This window comes from Tahibacter soli (assembly GCF_025717065.2).
Classification (GTDB): domain Bacteria; phylum Pseudomonadota; class Gammaproteobacteria; order Xanthomonadales; family Rhodanobacteraceae; genus Tahibacter; species Tahibacter soli.
Genome location: NZ_JAOVZO020000018.1, coordinates 532,694 through 553,761 on the forward strand (window position 1 = coordinate 532,694; position 21,068 = coordinate 553,761).

Genomic DNA, 21,068 nt, shown 5'->3' on the forward strand with positions numbered 1-21,068 from the left:
TCGTCATCAACATGGCATTCCTCAGTGGTGTATCGAGGCGATGCCGCTCTCCCGGTGGCGAGTATCGGCGGTGCGCACGCGCACCGGGAAATCAATTGATGCGATGACTTCGATAGCCGACGACTATCGCTCTGCGCGCGTCGGCACGAGCCCGTTGCCGGACGCCCACTGGTTGACGTCGTCGCGCCGGATCGCCGCGGCCATGAGGCCGGGGAACGCGTCGGGCGTGCACGCGAACGACGGCACGCCGAGCGCCGCGAGTTTCGCCGCGAGCGATTTGTCGTACGCGGGCCTGCCCTCGTCGCTCAACGCGAGCAGGCAGATGAACTGCACGCCCGCGTCGACGAGCTCCTGCGCGCGCGCGAGCAGCTTCGTCTCGACGCCGCCTTCGTACAGGTCGGAAATCAGCACGAGGATCGCGTTGCGCGGTTCGCGGATCAGCGACTGGCAGTAGCTCACCGCGCCGTGGATATCGGTGCCGCCGCCGAGCTGCACGCCGAACAGGAGGTCGACCGGGTCGTCGAGCTTCTCGCTCATGTCGACGACCGCGGTGTCGAACACCACGAGCTTCGTCGCGACGGCGGGCAGCGTCGCCATCACCGCGCCGAAGATGCTCGAGTACACGACCGACGCGGCCATCGACCCGCTCTGGTCGATGCAAAGAATCACCTCGCGCTGCGGCCGGCGCGACTTGCGCCCGTAGCCGATCAGCTGCTGCGGCACGATCGTGCGGTATTCCGCCTGCCAGTGCCTGAGGTTCGCGCGGATCGTGCGGTTCCAGTCGATTTCGGCGTGCCGCGGCCGGCGGTTGCGCCGCGCGCGGTCGAGCGCGCCGCTGATCGCCGAACGCATCGGTTCTTCGAGCTTGCGCATCAGTTCGTCGACGACCTTGCGCACGACGATGCGGGCGGTTTCCTTCGTGTTCGCCGGAATCACGCCAGAGAGCGCCACGAGATTGGCCACCATGTGCACGTCGGGCTGCAGCCCTTCGAGCATTTCCTTTTCGAGCAGCATCTGCTTCAGGTTCAGCCGCTCGAGCGCGTCGCGCTGCATCACCTGCACGACCGACGCCGGAAAATACTTGCGGATGTCGCCGAGCCAGCGCGCGACGTTCGGCGCGGAGCCGCCGCGACCGCCGCGGCGGTTGAGACCGTTCGCGCCGTCGGGTTCGTACAGCGCCGCGAGCGCGGCGTCGATGCCCTGCAGGCCCGCGCCGAGTCCGCCGCAGCTGTCGGCCGCCGCGCCGCCGAGCACCATGCGCCAGCGCTCCTCGCGCGTCGTCGGCACGGCGCCGATATCTTCGTTCGTCTCAAGCGTCATCGGCCACTCCGAGCAATTCGCGCAGCATCGGCAGCGCACGCTGCGCGCGCGCGTCGTTCCAGTCCGGCGCCGCAGCGGCGGCAGCGCTCGCGCCCTGCGGCCGGCGCACGCGTTCGCCGAGATCGCGCCGTTCGGCGTTCTCGAATTCGCTGAACGTGCGGCGCAGCAGCGGTATCACTTTCAAGAAATGCGCATCGCCGAGGCCACTGACCCAGGCATCGATCAGCCGCCACACGCCGTCGCTGTGCAGCAGCACGGCCGCGTTGCGATTCAAGAACCCGTCGAGCCAGTGCGCCGCCGCGAGCGGTTCGGCGCCGGTCGACAGATTCAGCGACAACTGCTGCGCGACGGCGTCGGCGTCGAACGCACCGGCGTCGAGCAACAATCGCGTGGCGAGGCCGCGCAGCAGCGGCGCCGCGCCGTCGGCGAGCGCGATCGTGCGCAGCGCGCGGCGCCACGCGGCGGTCTGTTCTTCGCCGTTGCGCAAGGCCACCGCGCGATCGGCCGCGAGCAGCGTCGTGCGCGCGGCCTGCGCGGGTTCGCCGTCGAGTTCGCGCACGGCCAGCGGCACGCCGACGCAGGCGCGCAGCAGCATGCTGTCGAACAGATGGCCGACGAGCGCGGCGTCGGTATTGCGCACGTTGCCGTAGCGATGCACGTTCGCGAGCGCCGGCAAAGCGCCGAGCAGCGCGAGCGGATCGGCGTCGGTCGCCGCGCGCGCTTCGAGTTCGCGCGACACGCGTTCGACCGCGGCCGGCAGGTTGGCCAGCAGCACGGCGTCGACGAGGCTCGCGAGATCCGACAGCGCCGGCGCCTGCCGCGCCTGTTCGTCCGCGCGCGCGGTCGCGGCGAGATCGAGCGTGTGGCCGTAGCGGCTCGCGACGATGATGTCGACTTCGTAGCGCGGATCCCACGCGAGATCCCACAGCTCGTGGAACGTGCCGCGCGACGAACGCCCGGCCGTGGCGAGCGCGCCCCAGCCGATGCCGATCAGGTTCAGGCGATGCAGCAGCCGGCTGCGCGCGAGATCGGTCTCGTTGCGCAAGTCCAGATCGATACGTCTGGACAATGCCTCGGGCTTCAGGCGCAGGCGCCTGCACTGCGCTTCGAGATCGCGCTGCAGCGGCACGGTCGGCACGGCCGGCGGTACGCTGCCGAGCGCGTCGCCGATCATCAGCGCGTCGGCGATGAGGCGCATCGGCGCGTCGTCGCCGTTGCAGATGACGCTCTTCGTCGCCTCGTTGAGTTCGGCGAGGCCGGGTGCCGGGCGCTCGCGCAGCGCGGCGAGCGCGTCGGCGAGACGCGACGCTTCGATCAGATGCGCCGACGAGCAGTCGAGCTCGTGCTCGCGCAACAGGCGCGCGACGCGCGCGAACCAGCCGACGGCGCGGCTGGCCGGATCGCCGCTGCGCCACAGATATTCGTACCAGCCGGGCGAGGCCACGCCCGCGCCGTAGCCGCTGCGCGCGGCGAGGTGCGCGTACGTCCACGGCACCCACGTCGACTGCGCCTTGAGTTTTTCCACGCCCTTGAGCGTCGCGCGGTCGGCGCTCGCCGTCACGTCGGCGGCGAGCGCCGGCACGTGCCACGCGCCGCAGACGACGGCGATACGCGCGAATTCCTTGCGCGCGTCGCGCAGCGCCGAGCGCATATGCGCCTCGCGGATCGCTTCGTGCGCGTCGTTGCGACGCGACTTGAGCGATGCGTGTTCGCGCACCTCGGTCATCGCCTGCGCGATCGCGTCGAACAGGCCTTCGCCGTCGCCGCGCTCCTCGACCATGTGGTTCCACCAGCTTTCGCCGTCGCCGTAGCCGGCGGCGTGCGCGAGCCAGTCGAGCGGGTCGTCGGGCACGTGCTCGTCGGGCGTTTCGTTCGCGTCGATCGCCTCGTCGGCTTCGCGCAGGTTCGACGCGACCGGTGCCGGCGCTTCGTCGGGCGATGCTTGTTCCGACGCCTCAGCCGGATTTTTTCCGCGCGTTGCCACGCGAGCGTCGTACCGGCCGGCACGTCGATGAAACGCACCGGCACGCCGGCCGCGCGCGCCCACTGCATCGCCTGCCACTCGGGCGAGAACACCGCATACGGATGAAACACCGCGAGCTGCGGATCGTCCGGGCAGTGCGACAGCAGCGCGACCGGCGGCACGAGGCCAACGTCCGCCAGATGCGCGAGCAGGTCTTCGCTACCGGCCGGGCCTTCGATCAGCACGCAGTCGGGCGCGAGCGCGGCGAGCGCCTTGACCAGGCTGCGCGCGCAGCCCGGCCCGTGATGGCGGATGCCGAACAGCGAAACGTCGGCCATGTCAGACCTGTTCGCGGAACGCGCGGTACAGGTCCTTCCAGTCGCCGCGTTCCTTGACGACCGTCTCGAGGTATTCGGTCCAGACCACCTGGTCCTGCACCGGATCCTTGACGATCGCGCCGATCATGCCCGATGCCATGTCGTTGGGCCGCAGCACGCCGTCGCCGAAGTGGCCGGCGAGCGCCATGCCGTTGTTGATGACCGAGATCGCCTCGGCGGTCGACAGCGTCGAACTCGGCGACTTGAGCTTCGACTTGCCGTCTTCGGTCTGTCCGTTGCGCAGCTCGCGGAAGATGCGCACGATGCGCGTGACCTCCTTGATCGCCGGCGGCTCGGCCGGCAGCTGCAGCGCGCGGCCGAGTTCGCCGACGCGCTTGACGACGATCGAGACTTCTTCCTCCTCGCTCGACGGCACCGGCAGGATCACGGTGTTGAAGCGGCGCTTGAGCGCGCTCGACAGTTCGTTGACGCCCTTGTCGCGGTTGTTCGCGGTGGCGATCACCGAGAAGCCGCGCGTCGCCTGCACTTCCGAGCCGAGTTCGGGAACCGGCAGCGTCTTTTCCGACAGCACGGTGATCAGTGTGTCCTGCACGTCGGCCGGGATGCGCGTGAGTTCTTCGATGCGCGCGATCTTGCCGATGCGCATCGCGTGCATCAGCGGGCTCGGCACGAGCGCCTTTTCGCTCGGCCCGTGCGCGAGCAGCTGCGCGTAGTTCCAGCCGTAGCGGATCTGCTCTTCGCTCGTGCCGGCCGTGCCTTGCACGAGCAGCGTCGAGTCGCCGCTGATCGCGGCGGTGAGATGCTCGGACACCCACGACTTGGCCGTGCCCGGCACGCCGAACAGCAGCAGCGCGCGGTCGGTGGCGACCGTCGCGATCGCGATTTCCATCAGGCGCGGATTGCCGATGTATTTCGGCGACACGACGAACCCGTTCGCGAGCTTGCCGCCCATGAGGTACGTCAGCACCGCCCACGGCGACAGCTGCCAGTTTTCCGGCCGTTGCCGGTCGTCGACTTTTTTCAACGCATCGAGTTCTTCGGCGAACTGGTGTTCGGCATGCTGGCGCAGGACGGCGGAGTTCATGGGCACCTCGGCGGCAAATCGGAGAAGGTTCAGGGAACGGAATGGAACAGCCGGCGCAGCGCGACGATGCGCTCAATCGAGTGCAGGCACGTATCCATCGACGGCGTTTCTTCGGCGTGGCGCGGCAGCGCGCGCCAGACGCGCAGGGCGTCGGGGTGCAGGATCGCAGCCAGTTCGACGAGCTGGCCGCGCAGGCCCCAGTCGTTGCGGAAGGCGTCGCTCCCGATGAGCTCGGGCAGGTCCGCGACGAGCGCTCGCGAGAACGCCGACGACAGCGTCGCGCCGAGCGCGCACGAGACGACGACGTCGGCGAGCGTGCCGGTCTTGGCGAGTTCGCCGATCGCCGTGGCCCAATGGCGTTCGCGCTCGCCGGCCGGCAGCCGCGCGAGCAGCGCCGCGCGCTGGTGCTTGAACAGGCCGTGCTTCGCGTCGAGCATCGCGTCGATCCAGTCGGCGTCGTCGTCGCGCAGGCGTTCGAGCCAGCCGCGGTGCAGCGCGCCTTTCCAGTCGCTCTTGCCGCTCCACGCGACGAGTTCGGCCGCGCTCATGCCGGTGTGGCGCGTCCACCACGACAGCGGCACGAGGCGCACGAGCTGGTACAGCCACCACGCGCGCTCGCCGAGCGCGTCGTGCTGCGGGCGTGTCGCTTCGATGGTCGCGGCGGCCCAGCCGGGATCGGCGTCGGCCGGCGCGTCGACGCGCCAGGTGGTCGACATCAGGCCGCGCTTGGCCGTCACGAGCGACGCGAGCCACGCGGCGAGCCGCTGCGCGTGCGCCGACTCGGGCAACAGCGCGAGCAGCGACGCGGCGGTCTGCCGCACGTCGCGCGCGCGATCCTTGAGCAGCGGTTCGAGTATCGATGCGTCGTCGGCATCGAGGCGATCGCCGAGCACGGCGACGAGTTCGTGGCGCTCCTTCGCCGGCAGTTCGGGCAGCTGCGCGCGCAGCATCTCTCTCGCGCGCGCCGGTTCGCTCGCGCGGATCGCGCGCAGCAGCGCCAGGCGCTGCGCGAAGCTGCCTTCCTGCCACACGCGGTCGGGATCGTCGCCGTCGCCCGCGCCGCCGGCGGCGTAGCGCCAGTCGGGATTGAGCGCGGCGAGCCACGCGCCGCGCGCACCGAGCGCGAGGGCCAACGCATCGCGCAGCGCGGCGTTGCGCTGGCCGGCCGTCAACGCAGGCGGCAGCAGCGCGTGCGGCAGCACGGCGCCGATCTGCGCGACGCGGCGGCAGGCTTCGTCCTGCAGGCGTTCGGGACCGTTGTCGAACGCGTCGGCGAGCGCGCGCGTCCACGGATGATCGTGCGGCAGTGCGCGTGCGTCGTCGGGCGCGGGTGGCGGCGGCGCGGCGGCCGTCGCGTCGAACTCGACGGCCGCGCGGCGGCACGCGGCGTAGGCGCCGACGCCGCGCGCGAACGTCACGGCCGCGTCATCGTGCGGCGCGCGTTCGACGAGCGTCGCGAGCGCGCCGTCGAACGGCGGCGCGCCGTTGCCGACGCCGACGAGCGCGTGCTTGAACCAGGCCTGCGTCATAGCGCGTCCTCCGCCGTCCAGCGTTGCCGCGGGCTTTGCGCGGCCCACGCCGCGAGCGGGCGCAGGCGGCGGCCGTCCCATTCGCCCATGACGCTGAGCGGCTGCCCGCCGCCGAACGCGAGCAGCGACCAGGCGGAAGCGTCGCCGATCGCGAGGCGCACGTCGCCGGCGCCGGTATGCAATCGCCATGCGTCGTCGTGACGCGCCGGCGTCGATCCGGCGAGCACGAGCGGCACGCACGGCAACCACGGATTCGCGGCGAACGCATGCGATGCGGCGTCGACCGCGCGGTCGACGTCGGCATCGTTGACGGTGTCGACGGCGACGGCCTGCGCCGTCGCCGCGAGCGCGCGCAGCGGGGCGCTGCCGGGGAAGTAGCGCAGCGTCGTCGCGTACGTCGCGCCGCTGGTCCACGCGCCTTCCCAGCCGCGACCGCCGTAGGCGTAGTCGAGCAGCAGCGCGTCGCGGCCGGTGTCGAGTCCGCGCAGCCAGACGCGGCGTTCGTGCAGGCGGTCGTCGCGTTCGAACTGGCACTGGCCGAGCACGCGCCAGCGGTCGGACACCGGTTCGCCGAGCGCGGCGACGTCGTCCTTGTCGTAGACCCAGCCGAGCGCGGTGCGCACGTCGGCGAGCCGCGCCGGCGACAGCGCCGCGCGGCGCATCACGCCTTCGTGCGCGAGCTGCAGCAGCCCGAATTGTTCGATCGCTTCGCGTTGACGATCGAGGCCGCCGTTCAACGCCTCGATCGCGTCGAGCAGCAGCACGGAAAGACCCGGCGCCTGCGCGTCGACCATGCGCGCGGCCATCGCGCGCGCGTCGCGGCGCTGCTCGTCGCCGAACGACGCCAGGCCGCGGCGGAACTGGTCGGCGATCCAGCGCGAGAGCTCGGCCGTGCCGGCTTCGATGCGTTTCCAGCGGCCTTCCTCGCGCTTCGCCGCGCTCGCGGCGGCGGCGGCGGGATCGGCGGCGACTTTCGCGGCCGCGGTCTCCACGGCTTTTTCTTTCTTCGCCGCGCGATCCTTGCGCGACGACAGCCATTCGTCGACCCAGGCGGGCCGCGCGGCGCCGGCGAACGTCGCCGCCGACTGCACGTACATCAGCAGCAGCGCGAGGCCGTGCTTGCACGGAAACTTGCGGCTGGGACACGAGCAGCGCGTGGCGAGCGTGGCGCGTTCGGCCTGGGCCTGATACGGCTTGGCGCCGCTGCCCTTGCACTCGCCCCAGATCGCATCGTCGTCGGCGCCGAACGACACCCATTTCGCGGCGCCGGTGAGGCCGCCGGCCGCCTTGGCCGAGGCATCGTCGGGCGCGAGCGCCAGTACCTGCTCACGTGTCAGCGCAGTATCCATGCAAGCGGATGCGTCCTTGCCGAAGGTCCGCCGAGCATAGCGCAGCGCAATCTCAATTTATCGGACGGGTTTACCGATCGGAATGGGGCCATTGGAAGCAGAGCGCGTAGCCGTCCGGATCGGTCACGTACAACTGCTTCATGCCGTACGGCGCGACGGTCGGCGGCCGCGCGTCGACGCCGCGCTCGCGCAGGAACGCGTAGGCCGCGTCGACGTCGGGACAGCCGAAATACAGGCCGGTGTCGTCGTGCGCGGCGACGCGCGCGGGATCGGGCGTCGCGGGGCGATCGTGCGCCTCGTAGCGGGTGTTGAGCATCAGGTACGCGTCGCCGAGGCGAAGCTGCACCCAGTCGGCGTGGTCGCCGGGCGACGACGAGGCGTCGATCGAGAAGCCGAGCGTGTCGCGATAAAACGCGAGCGACGTCGGCATGTCGAACACCTGCAGCAGCGGACAGACATGGCGCAGTTCGAGCGGCATGCGGGTCTCCGGCGGCGGCGGATGTGTGATGGTCGCATTGCGGGGTGGCAGGCGGAAGCCTCGAGGGAGGCTTCCGCGGTGGCGGGGCTAGGAACGGGTGATGACGAGGCGGCCGGAGGCGACGCGGACGGTGACGAGGTCGCCGGGCAGGAAGCCGGCGTTGATGAGCCAGATGCCGCAAAGACGGATCTGGGGGACTTCGCGTGGGAGGTGTGCCTGATCCACGGCCGGGTAGTAGGCCGTACCGATGCGGATTTGCTTTGTGGAAGATTCGCGTGACGTATGATTTCGCTTAGCCATGATCCACTCCTTCGAGGTGGTTTGTGGTTAGCGAACGGCGTGGAGGCAACCGCGCCGTTCGCGCTTTGCCCTTCAAGCGATTGGTCGCTGTGGGCGACCTTTCAGAGAGCACCGCGCGGAAGGCCGTCAAGGATTCGGTTTTATCGAACTTGCGCAGTCCTTGACGGCCTGAGCACGGTGCTAGGCTGAGACGACCGCAGCGAGCAGTTGTATTGCGCTCAATGCCGCGAGCTTTGGCTTCTCGCTGAGACAGAATCGCAACGAAGAACTGAGCGCGGCCCCCTCACCCAACCCTCTCCCCCAAAGGCGTTTGGGGGAGAGGGCTATGCGTGGCGTGACTTGGTGTTCATGCGCTTGCTTTGCGTAAAAAGCGGGATACCGGACTTCGCCGGTATGACGGCTCTGGTCGATAGGCCGCGCAAGGCCGTCAGGTCGATGCCATGCGAAACCTGTGAAGCGAACCCTGAACGGAACGACGTCATGACAGAGCCCATCGACCCGACCGACCACCACCCGCGCCACCGCATCAACCTGCTCGACACGGAGCTGAGCTACGTCGACGTGGGTGCCGGCGACCCGATCGTCTTCCTGCACGGCAACCCGACCTGGTCCTACGTCTGGCGCAACGTCATCCCCCACGTCGCCGACATCGGCCGCTGCCTCGCGCCCGACCTCGTCGGCATGGGGCAGTCGGGTCCGTCCGCGACCGGCACCTATCGCTTCATCGACCACGCCCGCCATCTCGACGCGTGGTTCGACGCGCTCGCGCTCGAGCGCGTCGTGCTCGTCGTGCAGGCGTGGGGCTCGGGTCTCGGTTTCGACTGGGCACGGCGGCATCCGTCGCGCGTCGCGGGCATCGCGCATATGGAATCGCTCGTGCTGCCGCGCCGCTGGGAAGACTTCCCCGGCACGCGCGCGCAGGTGTTTGCCGACCTGCGCGGCGAACGCGGCGTCGCCATGGTGTTCGACGACAACTACTTCGTCGAACAGGGACTGCCGCGCGGTATTCGACGCACATTGAGCGACGCGGAAATGGCGATGTACCGCATGCCGTTCGCGCGGCGCGAGTCGCGACAGCCGATGCTCGACTGGGCGCGCGAGCAGCCGATCGGCGGCGAGCCGGCCGACGTGCTCGCGATCGTCGAAGCCTACGGCGCGTTCATGGCGACGACGTCGATACCGAAGCTGTTCGTCAACGCCGATCCGGGTTCGCTCGTCACCGGCGACGCGCGCGACTTCTGCCGCACCTGGCCCGCGCAGCGCGAAGTGACGGTGCCGGGCCTGTTCACGGTGCAGGAGGATTCGCCGCACGCGATCGGTGCGGCGTTGCGTGAATTCGTCCTGGCGCTGCGCGGCGGTTAGTCACCCGGCCATATCGGCGGATCGTTCGCGTTCGGGTTCTCCACGACGTGCCCGTAGCGGATCGTGCGCAGTACGCGCACGGTCTTCAACTGGTCGGGCGCGTTCTCCATCGCGAGCGGATCGGCCGACAGCATCACCATGTCGGCGTACTTGCCGACCTCCAGCGTGCCGCGCTCGTTCTCCATGCCGTACTGCCACGCGGCGTGGACGGTCACGGCACGCAGGCTCTCGCGAATCGAGATGCTCTGGTCGCCGGGCGGCAGATTGTCGTCGATCAGCACCGCCGGGCAGCCGGCCGTCTTCGCGCTGACGTACCACGGCATCTCCTGCGCGCGGCGCGTCTTGGCGACCCACGCTTCGAACAGCGGATACGGCGTGGTCACCGGGCTGTCGCTGTGGAACGTCGAGCGCAGTCCGGCGCGGATCGACTGGCGCACCGGATACATGTTCACGACGCGGTCCTTGCCGAGCACCTGGTGGCATTCGGGCAGGCCCCAGAAATAGACGTTCTGGATCAGATAGCTCGCGGCGACGTCGCCGCGTTTGGCGAGACTTTCGATCTGATCGGTCGTGATCATCGGCGCGTGCAGCACGACGTCGCGCTTGCCGGTTGGCGCCGGCGACGCGGCGAGAATCGCGTCGACCGCTTCGGTGATCGACTTGTCGCCGTTCTGGTGGATCACCATCGGAAAGCCGTGCTTGTGCGAGATCTCGAGCCGCTGGTGCAGGTCGCGGCCGTCGACGTCGGGCAGGCCGGTGTACGGCTGCTTGAAGATGCGCTTTTCGGTGAACGGCCGATACAAGTTCAGGTACGGCGCGTCGAGGTTCGCCGTGAAGCCCTGCGGCGAGCCGTCGGCGAAGCTTTTCAGCGCCGCGACCGAGAGCAGCGGATTCTTCTCGCCGATCAGCGCGCGCGCGGCGAGGCCGGTCTCGAGCGTCTTGTTGAAGTCGGCGGACGCTGCGTCGTACGCGATGATCGCGACGGCGGTCGGGAACGGCGGGTACTGCGTCTGACCCGGCCGCAGGACTTCCTCGTACAGCGCGACGAGGCCGGCATTGGCCGCGCCTTCCTGCACGAGCGTGAAGCCGTGGTTCGCGTAGATCATCGCACCGTCGTGCATCAGCTTCGGGCCCAGGCCCTTGTTGCCCTTGAGCACGTACTTGCTCTGGAAATGGCCGGTGCCGTACAGGCACAGGTCTTCGTCGAGCTGGCCGATCCGCGCGAGCTCGGTTTCCTCCTCGGGGTTCGTCGTCGGCTGGTAGCACGGCTCGGTCGCGCCTTCGACGCCGCAGATGTTGAGCAGATTGAGCGCCGGCGTGTTGACGTAGCCGATATGGCCCGACTCGCTCGCGACATAGATCGGAACGGTCTTGGACAGCTTGTCGAGCTGTTCGCGCGCGCGGCCGTTTTCGAACGTGCGGCACGCAAAGCCGACGCCGTCCTTGGGCTTGCAGCCGTCGCCGCGGCCCAGGCGCGCCGGGTCGTAGTTGAACGCGAGCACCATCTTGAAGTCGGAGCGGCCCGCTTCGATGTCGGCGAGCCTGCGCTTGATGCGCGCTTCGACGTCGGCCTGCGTCTTCACCGGAATGAAGCAGTGCTGCGGATCGTCCGGCGTCTTGCAGCGCGGGTCGCCCGGATGCGGCTTGAAGTACATGTTGACGCTGGAGACGTCGATCCAGTGCACCGGATCGTTGTAGAACGCGTAGCCGGCCGTGTGCGAGTGCGCGTCGATGAAGCCCGGCATCACCGTCGTACCGGGTTCGGCGTGGATGACGACGGTGTCCTTGCCGACGAGCGCCTTGACCGCTTCGTCGGTGCCGATCGCCTGGATGCGGCCCTGCGACACCGCGACGGCCTGCGCCGAGGGCTTCGCATCGTTCATCGTGACGACGTTGGCCGACAGGATCACGAGTTCCGCGCGCTGCACCGGCTCGGCGGGCGGCGACGACGGTGGCGGCTGCGGCGGCGACGATGCGCAGGCGGCGACAAGGGCACAAAACGCGGGCACGGCGAGGCTACTCGGACGGCGCATGGCTGACCTCCGGAGGGCGGAATGGGAAAACCGAACACTTTCCCAAAGTAGCTCGCCGGACGTGAGCGTTTTGTCATTGCGCGCAAAGTCGCAATTGCGTTCTTCCCCCTCTCCCCCGACGGCTGTCGGGGGAGAGGGTCGGGGTGAGGGGGGGGCGCCGGAGTCTTCGTCTAGCTCTACGCAGTGCCGGGCGTCGCCCCCTCACCCTGCCCTCTCCCCCAAGCGAGCTTGGGGGAGAGGGTTCTCCAGGCTCAGCGCGACGAGACGTACTTCTCGCGCCGGATATGCGGCACCGGCAGCCCCGACTCCTTGAGCTGCGCGAAGGCCTGGTCGACCATATTGGGATTACCGCACAAGTACGCAATGTCGCCGGCCGGATCGGGCGCCAGCTCCGCCAGCAGGTTCTGCACGTAGCCGCTGCGGTCGTACAGGCGCGGCAGCGAGCGCTGTTCGCGCGACAGGCACGCGTAGAAGCGGAAGCCCGGGTTCTCGTGCTCGAAATCGATGAAATCCTGCGCGTACAGCAGTTCGCGTTCGCTGCGCGCGCCGAAGATCACGTAGACCTCGGCGCCGCGGTCGGCGATGACCTTGCGGATCTGCGGCAGCATCGCGCGGTACGGCGTGATGCCCGTGCCGGTGCCGACCAGCAGGTAGCGCTTGTTCGCATCGGCGTCGAACAGGCAGAAACGCCCGTAGGGGCCGCTCGCGTCGATCGACTCGCCTTCCTTGAGGTTGGCCAGCAGCTCGGTCGCCGCACCGCCTTCGACGTACGAGACGGCGATCTCGACGCGCTCGACCGGCGTCGCGTCGCCCGCGCCGATCGTCGCGACCGAATAGCTGCGCTTCGTCGGCTTGCCGTCGGCGTAGTGGAAATGCACCTGGATGAACTGCCCCGGCGCGAACGCGAACGGCTGGCCGTCGGCGCGCTCGAACACGAGATGGCGCACGCTGTCGGCCAGCATGTAGCTCGATACGAGACGTAACGGAAAATGTTCGGCCACGGACAGGAACCAATGAAGGGCAAAGGGGGCCGTATACTACCCGCCCCCATCCCGCCGCGCAGCCCATGAGCCCCGTTCCCGCGCTCGAAGTCGACCAACTGACCAAGACCTATGCCAGCGGCGTGCAGGCGCTCAAGGGCGTCTCGCTGACCGTGCAGCCCGGCGATTTCTTCGCGCTGCTGGGCCCCAACGGGGCCGGCAAGTCGACCCTGATCGGCATTCTGTCGTCGCTCGTCAACGCCAGCGGCGGCGACGCGCGCGTGTTCGGCCACTCGATCCACCGCGAGCGGCGCGCGGCGATGCAGATGATCGGGCTCGTGCCGCAGGAACTGAATTTCAACATCTTCGAGACGCCGTTCCAGATCTGCGTCAATTCCGCCGGCTTCTACGGCATCGCGCGCGACGTGGCGATGCAGCGCGCCGAGAAGTACCTGCGCGAGCTGAGTCTGTGGGAGAAGATGGACGCGCCGGCGCGCACGCTGTCGGGCGGCATGAAGCGGCGCCTGATGATCGCCCGCGCGATGATGAACGAGCCGCGCCTGCTGATTCTCGACGAGCCGACCGCCGGCGTCGACATCGAAATCCGCCGCGCGATGTGGCGCTTCGTCAGCGAGATCAACCGCGCCGGCACGACGGTGATCCTGACGACGCACTATCTGGAAGAAGCCGAACAGCTGTGCCGCAACATCGCGATCATCGACAAGGGCACGATCATCGAGAACACGTCGATGAAGCATCTGCTCGGCAAGCTCGACGTCGAGACGTTCGTGCTCGACGTCACGGCGAACGACGCGGCGCTGCCGGACGTGCCGGGCGTGCGCATCGTGCGCCTGGACGAGCACACGCTCGAAGCCGAGATGTCGCGCACGCACGATCTCAACTCGCTGTTCGCCGCGCTGTCGGCGCGCGGCATCACCGTCACGTCGATGCGCAACAAGGCGAACCGGCTCGAAGAGCTGTTCGTGCGCCTCGTCGAGAGCAACGCCGGCGTCGCCGCCGCCTGAGCCACGGAACCCAAAGCACCGCATGAACGCCTCGAACCATCTCGTCGCTCTCGGCACGATCGTCCGCCGCGAAGTCTCGCGCATCATGCGCATCTGGAGCCAGACGCTCCTGCCGCCGGCGATCACGATGACGCTGTACTTCGTCGTGTTCGGCAGCCTGCTCGGCAAGAACATCAAGATCCACGAGCACAGCTACATCGACTACATCGTTCCGGGCCTCATCATGATGAGCGTGATCCAGAACGCGTACGGCAACATCTCCAGTTCGTTCTTCGGCGCCAAGTTCGGGCGCTACGTCGAGGAAATGCTCGTCTCGCCGATGCCGAGCTGGGTGATCCTGACCGGCTACGTCGCCGGTGCCGTCGTGCGCGGCCTGATCGTCGGCGCGATCGTGCTGGGCCTGTCGTATTTCTTCACGCACACCCGCATCGCCCATCCGTTCGCGACGCTCGCGGCGGTGCTGCTCGCGGCGGTCGTGTTCGCGCTCGCGGGCTTCGTCAACGCGGTGTACGCGAAGAAGTTCGACGACGTCGCGATCGTGCCCACGTTCGTGCTGACGCCGCTGACGTACCTCGGCGGCGTGTTCTACTCGGTCGAGATGCTGCCGCAGCCGTGGCACACGGTTTCGATGGCGAACCCGATCCTGTACATGGTCAACGCGTTCCGCTACGGCCTGCTCGGCACGAGCGACGTGAACCTGTGGCTCGCGTTCGGCGTGATGGTCGCGGCCACCGTGATTCTCGGGGCGGTCGCGATGCGGCTGCTGCACCGCGGCGTCGGCCTGCGCGCGTAGCGGGCGCGGCCGGAGCGGCGTAAGCTGCGACGGCCCGCGTCCGATCGGGTTTCATGGGGAAAGGCAATGGATTTGTTCCGCAGTCTCGTCATGGCGGCGGCGCTCGCGTGCGCCGGCACCGCCCACGCTCAGGCGCTCGCCGAGCGCGCCGACGTCAAGGCGTTTCTCGAAGGGCTTCACTTTCAGTCCGGCACCGTGACGGTGCCCGAGGCGCATGCGACGCTCAAGCTCGCGCCGGAATACCGCTATCTCGGCGCCGCCGACGCGCAGAAGGTGCTCGAGCAGCTGTGGGGCAATCCGCCCGACGCCGATGTGCTCGGCATGCTGCTGCCGGGCGGCGAGAAGGCGCTGGTCAGCGAAAAATCGTGGGCGGTCGTGCTGACGCGGGAAGACGAGGGTCACGTCTCGGACGCGGACGCGTCGAGCACCGACTACGACAAGATGCTCAAGGAAATGCAGGCCGCGACGCGCGACTCGAACGCCGAGCGCAAGAAGCAGGGCTATCCGACGGTCGACCTCGTCGGCTGGGCCGCCAAGCCGCACTACGACCAGGCGTCGAGCAAGATCTACTGGGCGAAAGAACTGAAATTCGAAGGCACCGACAGCAACACGCTCAACTACGACATCCGCGTGCTCGGCCGCAGCGGCTACCTGAGCCTGAACGCCATCGCGCCGGTCAGCGAGCTCGCGACGGTCGAAACCGGTATGCAGCGCGTGCTCGCGATGACCGAATTCGACGAGGGCTATCGCTACGCCGACTTCAATCCGTCGACCGACAAGATGGCCGCCTACGGCGTCGCCGCGCTCGTCGGCGGCGCGCTCGCGTCGAAGGCCGGCCTGTTCGCGAAGCTGCTCGCGCTGCTCGTCGCCGGCAAGAAATTCGTCGGCATCGCGGTGGTCGGTCTGATCGCGCTGGTCGGCAAGCTGTTCGGCCGCAAGAAGGACTGAGGATCAGACACGGTCGGTCGCGTTGCGGCCGACCGTGAAGGGTCGCGGACGCGACACCGCGTAGCCCTGCGCGTAGTCGATGCCGATCGCGCGGGCGTCGGCGAGCGTCGCGGCGTCTTCGACCATTTCGGCGATCGTCGCCTTGCCCATGACCTGACCCACGCGCGCGATCGCCTCGACCATCGCGCGGTCGATGCGGTCGTGGCGCATGTCCTTGACGAACGCGCCGTCGATCTTCAGAAAATCGACCGGCAGGTTCTTCAGGTAATTCAGCGACGACATGCCGACGCCGAAGTCGTCGAGCGCGAAGCGGCAGCCGATGTCGCGCAGCTGCTGCATGAACTCGCCGGCGCGCGCCAGATCGGCGATCGCGACGGTCTCGGTGATCTCGAAACACACCGTCGACGGCGCGACGCGAAAGTGGCGAAATTGCTCTTTGGCATAGTGGATGAAATCGGCGTCGGCGAGCGACGCGCCCGAGAGATTGATCGCGCACAGCGCGACGCGTTCGGCGCCCAGCTCCTGCGCCACGGCGAGACGATGCAGCGTCGCGCGCAAGACCCATCGGTCGATCAGAGGCATCAGGCCGTAGCGCTCGGCCGCCGGAATGAACGTCATCGGCAGCACCGTGCGGCCCGACTCCTCCAGCCGCAGCAGCACTTCGAAATGCGCGCCCGCCGGCGCGATCGTCGACAGCGCGAGTATCTCCTGGCGGTACAGCCGCAAGCGGCCCTGGTCGAGCGCGCGATGCAGGCGGTCGACCCATTCCATTTCGCCGCGGCGCAGATTGAGCAGCGCGTCGTCGGGGTGGTAGCGGTAGACGCGGTCGCGGCCCTGGTCTTTGGCGACGTAGCACGCGGCGTCGGCGAGGCCGAGCACGTCGTCGCGCGTCAGCGGCGCGGCGCCCAGATCGAGGAGGCCCACGCTCGCGCGCACCGCGAAGCTGCGCTGGCCGAAATGGAACGGATGCTCGGCGATCGACTGGCGCAGCTTGTGCGCGACCTTGAGCGCGGCTTCCGGCGGACAGTTGTCGAGCAGCACCGCGAACTCGTCGCCGCCCAGGCGCGCGATCGTGTCGTTCTCGCGCACCTGCCGCTGCAGCAGCTTGCCGATCTGGCGCAGCAGCTCGTCGCCGGCCGCGTGGCCGGCGGTGTCGTTGACGAGCTTGAACTGGTCGAGGTCGATGTACAGCAGCGCATGCGGGCGCTGCGACAGGCGCGCCTGCTGCAGCGACTGATCGAGGCGCCGCTCGAATTCGTGCCGGTTGACGAGGCCGGTCAGGAGGTCGTGGCTCGCCTGGTACGACAGCGTCTCGGAATACTGCCGCTCGCGGCTGACGTCGCGAAACACGAGCACGACGCCGTCGATCTCGCCGGTGCGGTCGCGGATCGGCGTCGCGGTTTCGTCGATCGGCGTGCTGCCGCCGTGACGGCGGCGCAAGAGCAGCTTCGTGCCGAGCGCCACCGTGCCGCGCTCGCGCAGCACCGCTTCGACCGGGTCGCGCACCGGCGCACCGGTTGCCTCGTCGAGGATGTCGCACACGCCGGCGAGCGGCAGGCCGCGCGCCTGCGCGTTGGTCCAGCCGGTCAGCGCCTCGGCCACCGGATTGAGGTATTCGACCGACCCTTGCACGTCGGTCGCGACGACCGCGTCGCCGATCGACTCGAGCGTGACCTGCGCGCGTTCCTTTTCGGCGAACAGCTGCGCCTCGGCACGCTTGCGATCGCCGATGTCGGCGATCGATCCGCCGACGCGCACGACGCGACCGCTGTCGTCGCGCTCGGCATGGCCGCGCGCGCGCACCCAGGCGTGGTCGCCGTCGCGGCGGCGCAGGCGGCACTCCATGTCGAAGCGGACCCCGCGCCGGAAATGCCGGCGCAACAGGCGCAGGAGCGGCGCGCGATCCTGCGGGTGCACGCGCGCGAAGATCTCGACCGGCTCGCGCGGCGCCTGCGTGGCTTCAAGATCGAGCAATTCGTAAAAATGCGGCGAAAGATACAAGCTGCGTTCGACGCGGTCCCATTCCCACAGGCCGTCGCTCGAATCGGACACCGCGCGCTCGAAACGCGCCTCGCTGCGCTTGGACGCGCGTTCGAACGCGTCGCTTTCGAGCAGCAGCCGGCGCGTGCGCAGCACCGCGAACGCGACGAGCACAACCGCGATCGCGGCGATCACGAGGTTGAGCAGAAAGCGCGTGCGGCGCGACAGTTCGCCGAGCGCCTGCGAGAACGCGTTTTCGAGCGGCGTGAGCCGGCCGTCGAGTTCGACGAGGCGCGCGCGCGCCGCCGCGAGGTCGTAGTCGGGCGGCGTCGCGTCGGCGATGTGCGCGTGGATTTCCTTGCCGAGCGCGACGGCCTCGTCGATCAGCGTGTCGGCGCGCGTCCAGATCGCGACCGCTTCGGCGAAATCCGCGGTGCGGCTGAAGTTGCGAAACAGGCGCACCAGCGCCGGCACGTCGTCGGGATGGTTGCGTCCGCGCAGGAAACCGTCGCGCGTCGCCGCGTAGTCGGGGTCGCGGCGCTCGAGTTCCGCGCGTGCGGCGCGGTCGCCGAGCGAGACGTCGATCTCGCGCAGGAACGCGCGATGGTCGGCCGGATCGCGCGACCACGTATAGCGCTCGAGCGTCGCGAACGCCTGTTTCTGCGCCTTCGACCACAACCCTTCGCCGCCGACGTACGCGCGCGCGGCCGAGAGGATGTCCATGCTCGCGCCGAACAGCAGCACCAGCACCGCGACGATGCCGACGAACGGCCAGGCCAGCCGAAACAGCCGGCGCGCGCCGACGCGTTCGGGCGACAGCGGCGGGCCGACGAACATGCGTCAGGCGCTCCGGACCGGCAGGCGCGCGTGCTGCCCGCGATGCGCAAGGATCGTTTCGACTCGACGCGGCGACGGCATCGACGCTCCCCTGACATTCGTCGTTTCGACGCCGATATTAATTCACGACGGCGAATATCCCGTAAATGCGAAAACGGGAATTTGCCGCACTACCCTGTAAAATCCGACGGGATAATCGGCGCCGACGTGAAAGGCGCGTGAAGGCGATCGTCACGCTCTCGGTTTGGCGCGCGCGGTCGGCGTGGCGCTCCACGGATCGTCGGGCCACGGGTGTTTCGGATAGCGGCCTTTGAGTTCTTTTTTCACTTCCGGGTAGGTGCGCTCCCAGAAGCCTTTCAGATCCTGCGTGACCTGGATCGGCCGCTGCGCGGGCGACAGCAGGTGCAGCGTCACCGCGACGCGGCCCTGCGCGATGCGCGGCGTGTCGGCGAGGCCGAACAGTTCCTGCAGCTTCACCGCGAGCACCGGCGGCTGGCCCGGCACGTAGTCGAGCCGGCGCTCGTTGCCGCTCGGCACGCGCAGCGCGACCGGCGCGTGCGCGTCGAGCGCGCGGCGCTGGTCGTAGTCGAGCATCGCCGCGAGCGCCTGCGACAATTCGTCGGCGCGCAGCGCTTCGAGCCGCGATTTGCCGTCGAGATAGGGCGCGAGCCAGTCGTCGAGCCGTGCGAGCAGCGCCTCGTCGCTGACGTCGGGCAGGCCGAGTTCGGGACACCATTGCCGCAGCGATTCGACGCGGCGGCGCAGTTCGCGTGCATGGTCGGACCACGGCAGCGCGTCGAGCCCTTGCGCCTTCACCGCGGCGATCAGCGCCGGCACGGCGTCGGCGGCGGTCACGCCGACCTGGCGGCGGTCGAGCAGCAGCGCGGCGAAACGGCGCTCCTCGAACGCCTCGACGGCTTTCTTCGCGCCGTTCCAGCGCACCACGCGTTCGCGCCGGAAACGCTCGGCGTAGTCGCGCTCGAGCAGCGCCGGATCGAACGGCGCCGCGGAAAGAATGAGGCTGTCCTTTTCTTCGTAGCGCAGATCGAGCGCGACGAGCCACGGCTCGCCGAACAGCGCGGTGTTGTCGTGCAGGCGCACGCCGCGGCCGTTCGCGAGCGCGTAGCGGCGCGGATTGCCGGCGTCCTGCTTCGCCACGCGATCGGGAAAGGCATGCAACAGCAGGTCGCCGAGCGCATGGCTGTCGGCGACGCCGCGCGCGGGCGCGGCGTTGCCGAGCCGGCGGCGCCAGCCCTGGCTCGCCTGGTCGAGCGCGGCGAGCGCGCCGGCGTCGGCGTCGCGCGCCGCGCGGGCGCCGCCTTCGCGCCACGCGTGCAGCGCGGCGATGCGCGTGCGGAAGTCGTCGCTGCGTGCCGACTCGCCGCGCAACGGCGAACGCGCGTCGATCGCGGCGAGGATGTCGGCGATCAGCCCGCGCTGCGCGGCCGGCGCGCGCACGGCCGCGGCGGCGAGGCGCGGCGCGGTGCCGACGCCCAGCATGTCGCGTCCGAGCGCGGTGATGCGGCGCGCGTCGTCGAGCGCGCCGAGCAGTACGAGCAGTTCGCGCGACTGCGCGAGCGCGCCGGCCGGCGGCGCGTCGAGCCAGGCGAGCGAATCGGCGCCCCACGCGGCGAGTTCGAGCGCAAGACCGGACAATTCCACTTGTTCCAGTTCCGGTTTGCGCGACGGCTCCAGCCGCTGGCTCTGCGGCCACAGCCGATACGCGACGCCCGGCGCGACGCGGCCGGCGCGGCCGGCGCGCTGATCGGCCGACGACTGCGCGATCGACACCGTTTCGAGCCGCGTGAAGCCCGAGTTCGGATCGAAGCGCGGCTCGCGCGCGAGGCCGCTGTCGATCACCGCGCGGATGCCGGGCAGGGTGACGCTCGACTCGGCGACGTTCGTCGCCAGCACGATGCGGCGCGTGCCGGGGTCGGCCGGGCGCAGCGCCGCGCGCTGCTCGGCCAGCGACAGCTCGCCGTGCAGCGGCACGAGCGCCAGTCGCCCCGTGTCGACGCCGGGCAGCGCGCCGAGCGCGCCGCGCGTGCGGTCGATTTCGCGCTTGCCGGGCAGGAACACGAGCACGTCGCCGTCGGTTTCGGCGAGCGCGAGTTCGGCCGCGCGGCGCACCGCGAACGGCAGGTCTTCGTTCGGCCGCGGTGCGGGATGTTCGATGCGCACCGGAAAGCTGCGCCCGGCCGAGGTCAGACGCGGCGCGTCGAGCCAGCGCGCGACGCGCTCGCCGTCGAGCGTCGCCGACATCACGACGAGCCGCAGGTCCGGCCTCAGGTTGGCCTGCACGTCGAGCGCGAGCGCGGCACCGAGATCGCCGTGCAGATGGCGTTCGTGGAATTCGTCGAACAGGATCGCGCCGACGTCCGCGAGTTCCGGATCGCTCTGCAGGAGGCGCGTCAAGATGCCTTCGGTGACGACCTCGATGCGCGTCGCGGCGGAAACTTTCGCCTCGAAGCGGATGCGATAGCCGACGGTGCGGCCGACGTCTTCGCCGAGCTGGCGCGCCATGAACTCGGCGGCGGCGCGCGCGGCGATGCGGCGCGGCTCGAGCACGAGGATCTTCTTGCCGGCGAGCCATGCGGCGTCGGCGAGCGCGAGCGGCACTTGGGTCGTCTTGCCGGCGCCCGGCGGCGCTTCGAGCACGAGGCGCGTGCCGGCGGCGAGCGTCGCGAGCAGTTCGGGCAGGATTTCGCGGATCGGAAAGTCGGGCGAGGCGGGCGCGTTCACCGGCATA

14 protein-coding genes and 1 pseudogene are annotated in these 21,068 nt (G+C 69.4%); 4 read left to right on the forward strand and 11 right to left on the reverse strand.

Translation table 11 applies throughout. The features are described 5' to 3' along the window. Positions 1-123: 123 nt before the first annotated feature. The 7 genes and pseudogenes from OD750_RS15820 to OD750_RS15855 form a co-directional block, all read right to left on the reverse strand. Positions 124-1,320: a VWA domain-containing protein gene (locus OD750_RS15820; protein WP_263541656.1), complete on the reverse strand. Its 1,197-nt coding sequence runs from the start codon at positions 1,318-1,320 to the stop codon at positions 124-126. Continuing rightward, positions 1,310-3,621 (reverse strand): annotated as a pseudogene (locus OD750_RS15825) (DUF5682 family protein). The gene OD750_RS15820 and the pseudogene OD750_RS15825 overlap by 11 nt, the downstream one beginning before the upstream one ends. 1 nt (position 3,622) lies before the next feature. Beyond that, positions 3,623-4,705 carry an ATP-binding protein gene (locus OD750_RS15835; RefSeq protein ID WP_263541658.1) on the reverse strand — a complete coding sequence of 361 codons (1,083 nt, stop codon included), beginning with the start codon at positions 4,703-4,705 and terminating at the stop codon, positions 3,623-3,625. Between the two features lie 29 nt (positions 4,706-4,734). Next, on the reverse strand, positions 4,735-6,234 hold the full coding sequence (locus tag OD750_RS15840) for a DUF5691 domain-containing protein (protein ID WP_263541659.1): 1,500 nt from the start codon (positions 6,232-6,234) through the stop codon (positions 4,735-4,737). After that, positions 6,231-7,583, reverse strand: a complete 1,353-nt coding sequence (locus tag OD750_RS15845) for an SWIM zinc finger family protein (protein WP_263541660.1) — start codon at positions 7,581-7,583, stop codon at positions 6,231-6,233. Before OD750_RS15845 ends, OD750_RS15840 begins: the two co-directional genes overlap by 4 nt. Positions 7,584-7,653: 70 nt before the next feature. Then, complete coding sequence (locus OD750_RS15850; RefSeq protein ID WP_263541661.1) at positions 7,654-8,061, reverse strand: VOC family protein; 408 nt, start codon at positions 8,059-8,061, stop codon at positions 7,654-7,656. An 87-nt stretch (positions 8,062-8,148) separates the two neighbouring features. Further along, on the reverse strand, positions 8,149-8,361 hold the full coding sequence (locus OD750_RS15855; protein WP_263541662.1) for a type I toxin-antitoxin system SymE family toxin: 213 nt from the start codon (positions 8,359-8,361) through the stop codon (positions 8,149-8,151). 480 nt (positions 8,362-8,841) lie between these two features. Between OD750_RS15855 and OD750_RS15860 the strand changes: the two genes are divergently transcribed. Next, on the forward strand, positions 8,842-9,723 hold the full coding sequence (locus tag OD750_RS15860) for a haloalkane dehalogenase (protein WP_263541663.1): 882 nt from the start codon (positions 8,842-8,844) through the stop codon (positions 9,721-9,723). On the opposite strand, the gene OD750_RS15865 is transcribed toward OD750_RS15860, so the two are convergent. After that, positions 9,720-11,756 carry an amidohydrolase gene (locus tag OD750_RS15865; protein ID WP_263541664.1) on the reverse strand — a complete coding sequence of 679 codons (2,037 nt, stop codon included), beginning with the start codon at positions 11,754-11,756 and terminating at the stop codon, positions 9,720-9,722. The genes OD750_RS15860 and OD750_RS15865 overlap by 4 nt on opposite strands. A gap of 251 nt (positions 11,757-12,007) precedes the next feature. Next, positions 12,008-12,757 (reverse strand): FAD-binding oxidoreductase, encoded by a 750-nt coding sequence (locus OD750_RS15870; RefSeq protein ID WP_263541665.1) that lies wholly within the window; start codon positions 12,755-12,757, stop codon positions 12,008-12,010. Positions 12,758-12,822: 65 nt separating this feature from the next. Here OD750_RS15870 and OD750_RS15875 point away from each other — a divergent pair, with 65 nt between their 5' ends. The 3 genes from OD750_RS15875 (at position 12,823) to OD750_RS15885 (ending at position 15,502) form a co-directional block, all read left to right on the forward strand. Further along, a complete protein-coding gene (locus OD750_RS15875) occupies positions 12,823-13,761 on the forward strand; it encodes an ABC transporter ATP-binding protein (protein ID WP_263541666.1) in 939 nt (312 codons plus the stop codon). 22 nt (positions 13,762-13,783) lie between these two features. Further along, positions 13,784-14,554, forward strand: coding sequence for an ABC transporter permease (locus OD750_RS15880; protein WP_263541667.1), 771 nt, complete (start codon positions 13,784-13,786; stop codon positions 14,552-14,554). A 66-nt stretch (positions 14,555-14,620) separates the two neighbouring features. Then, the gene (locus OD750_RS15885; RefSeq protein WP_263541668.1) at positions 14,621-15,502 is read left to right on the forward strand and encodes a DUF2167 domain-containing protein; all 882 of its coding nucleotides are present in this window, start codon (positions 14,621-14,623) and stop codon (positions 15,500-15,502) included. Between the two features lie 3 nt (positions 15,503-15,505). On the opposite strand, the gene OD750_RS15890 is transcribed toward OD750_RS15885, so the two are convergent. Continuing rightward, a complete protein-coding gene (locus tag OD750_RS15890; protein ID WP_263541669.1) occupies positions 15,506-18,319 on the reverse strand; it encodes an EAL domain-containing protein in 2,814 nt (937 codons plus the stop codon). Between the two features lie 231 nt (positions 18,320-18,550). After that, positions 18,551-21,067, reverse strand: a complete 2,517-nt coding sequence (gene hrpB, locus OD750_RS15895) for an ATP-dependent helicase HrpB (RefSeq protein WP_263541670.1) — start codon at positions 21,065-21,067, stop codon at positions 18,551-18,553. Position 21,068: the final 1 nt, after the last annotated feature.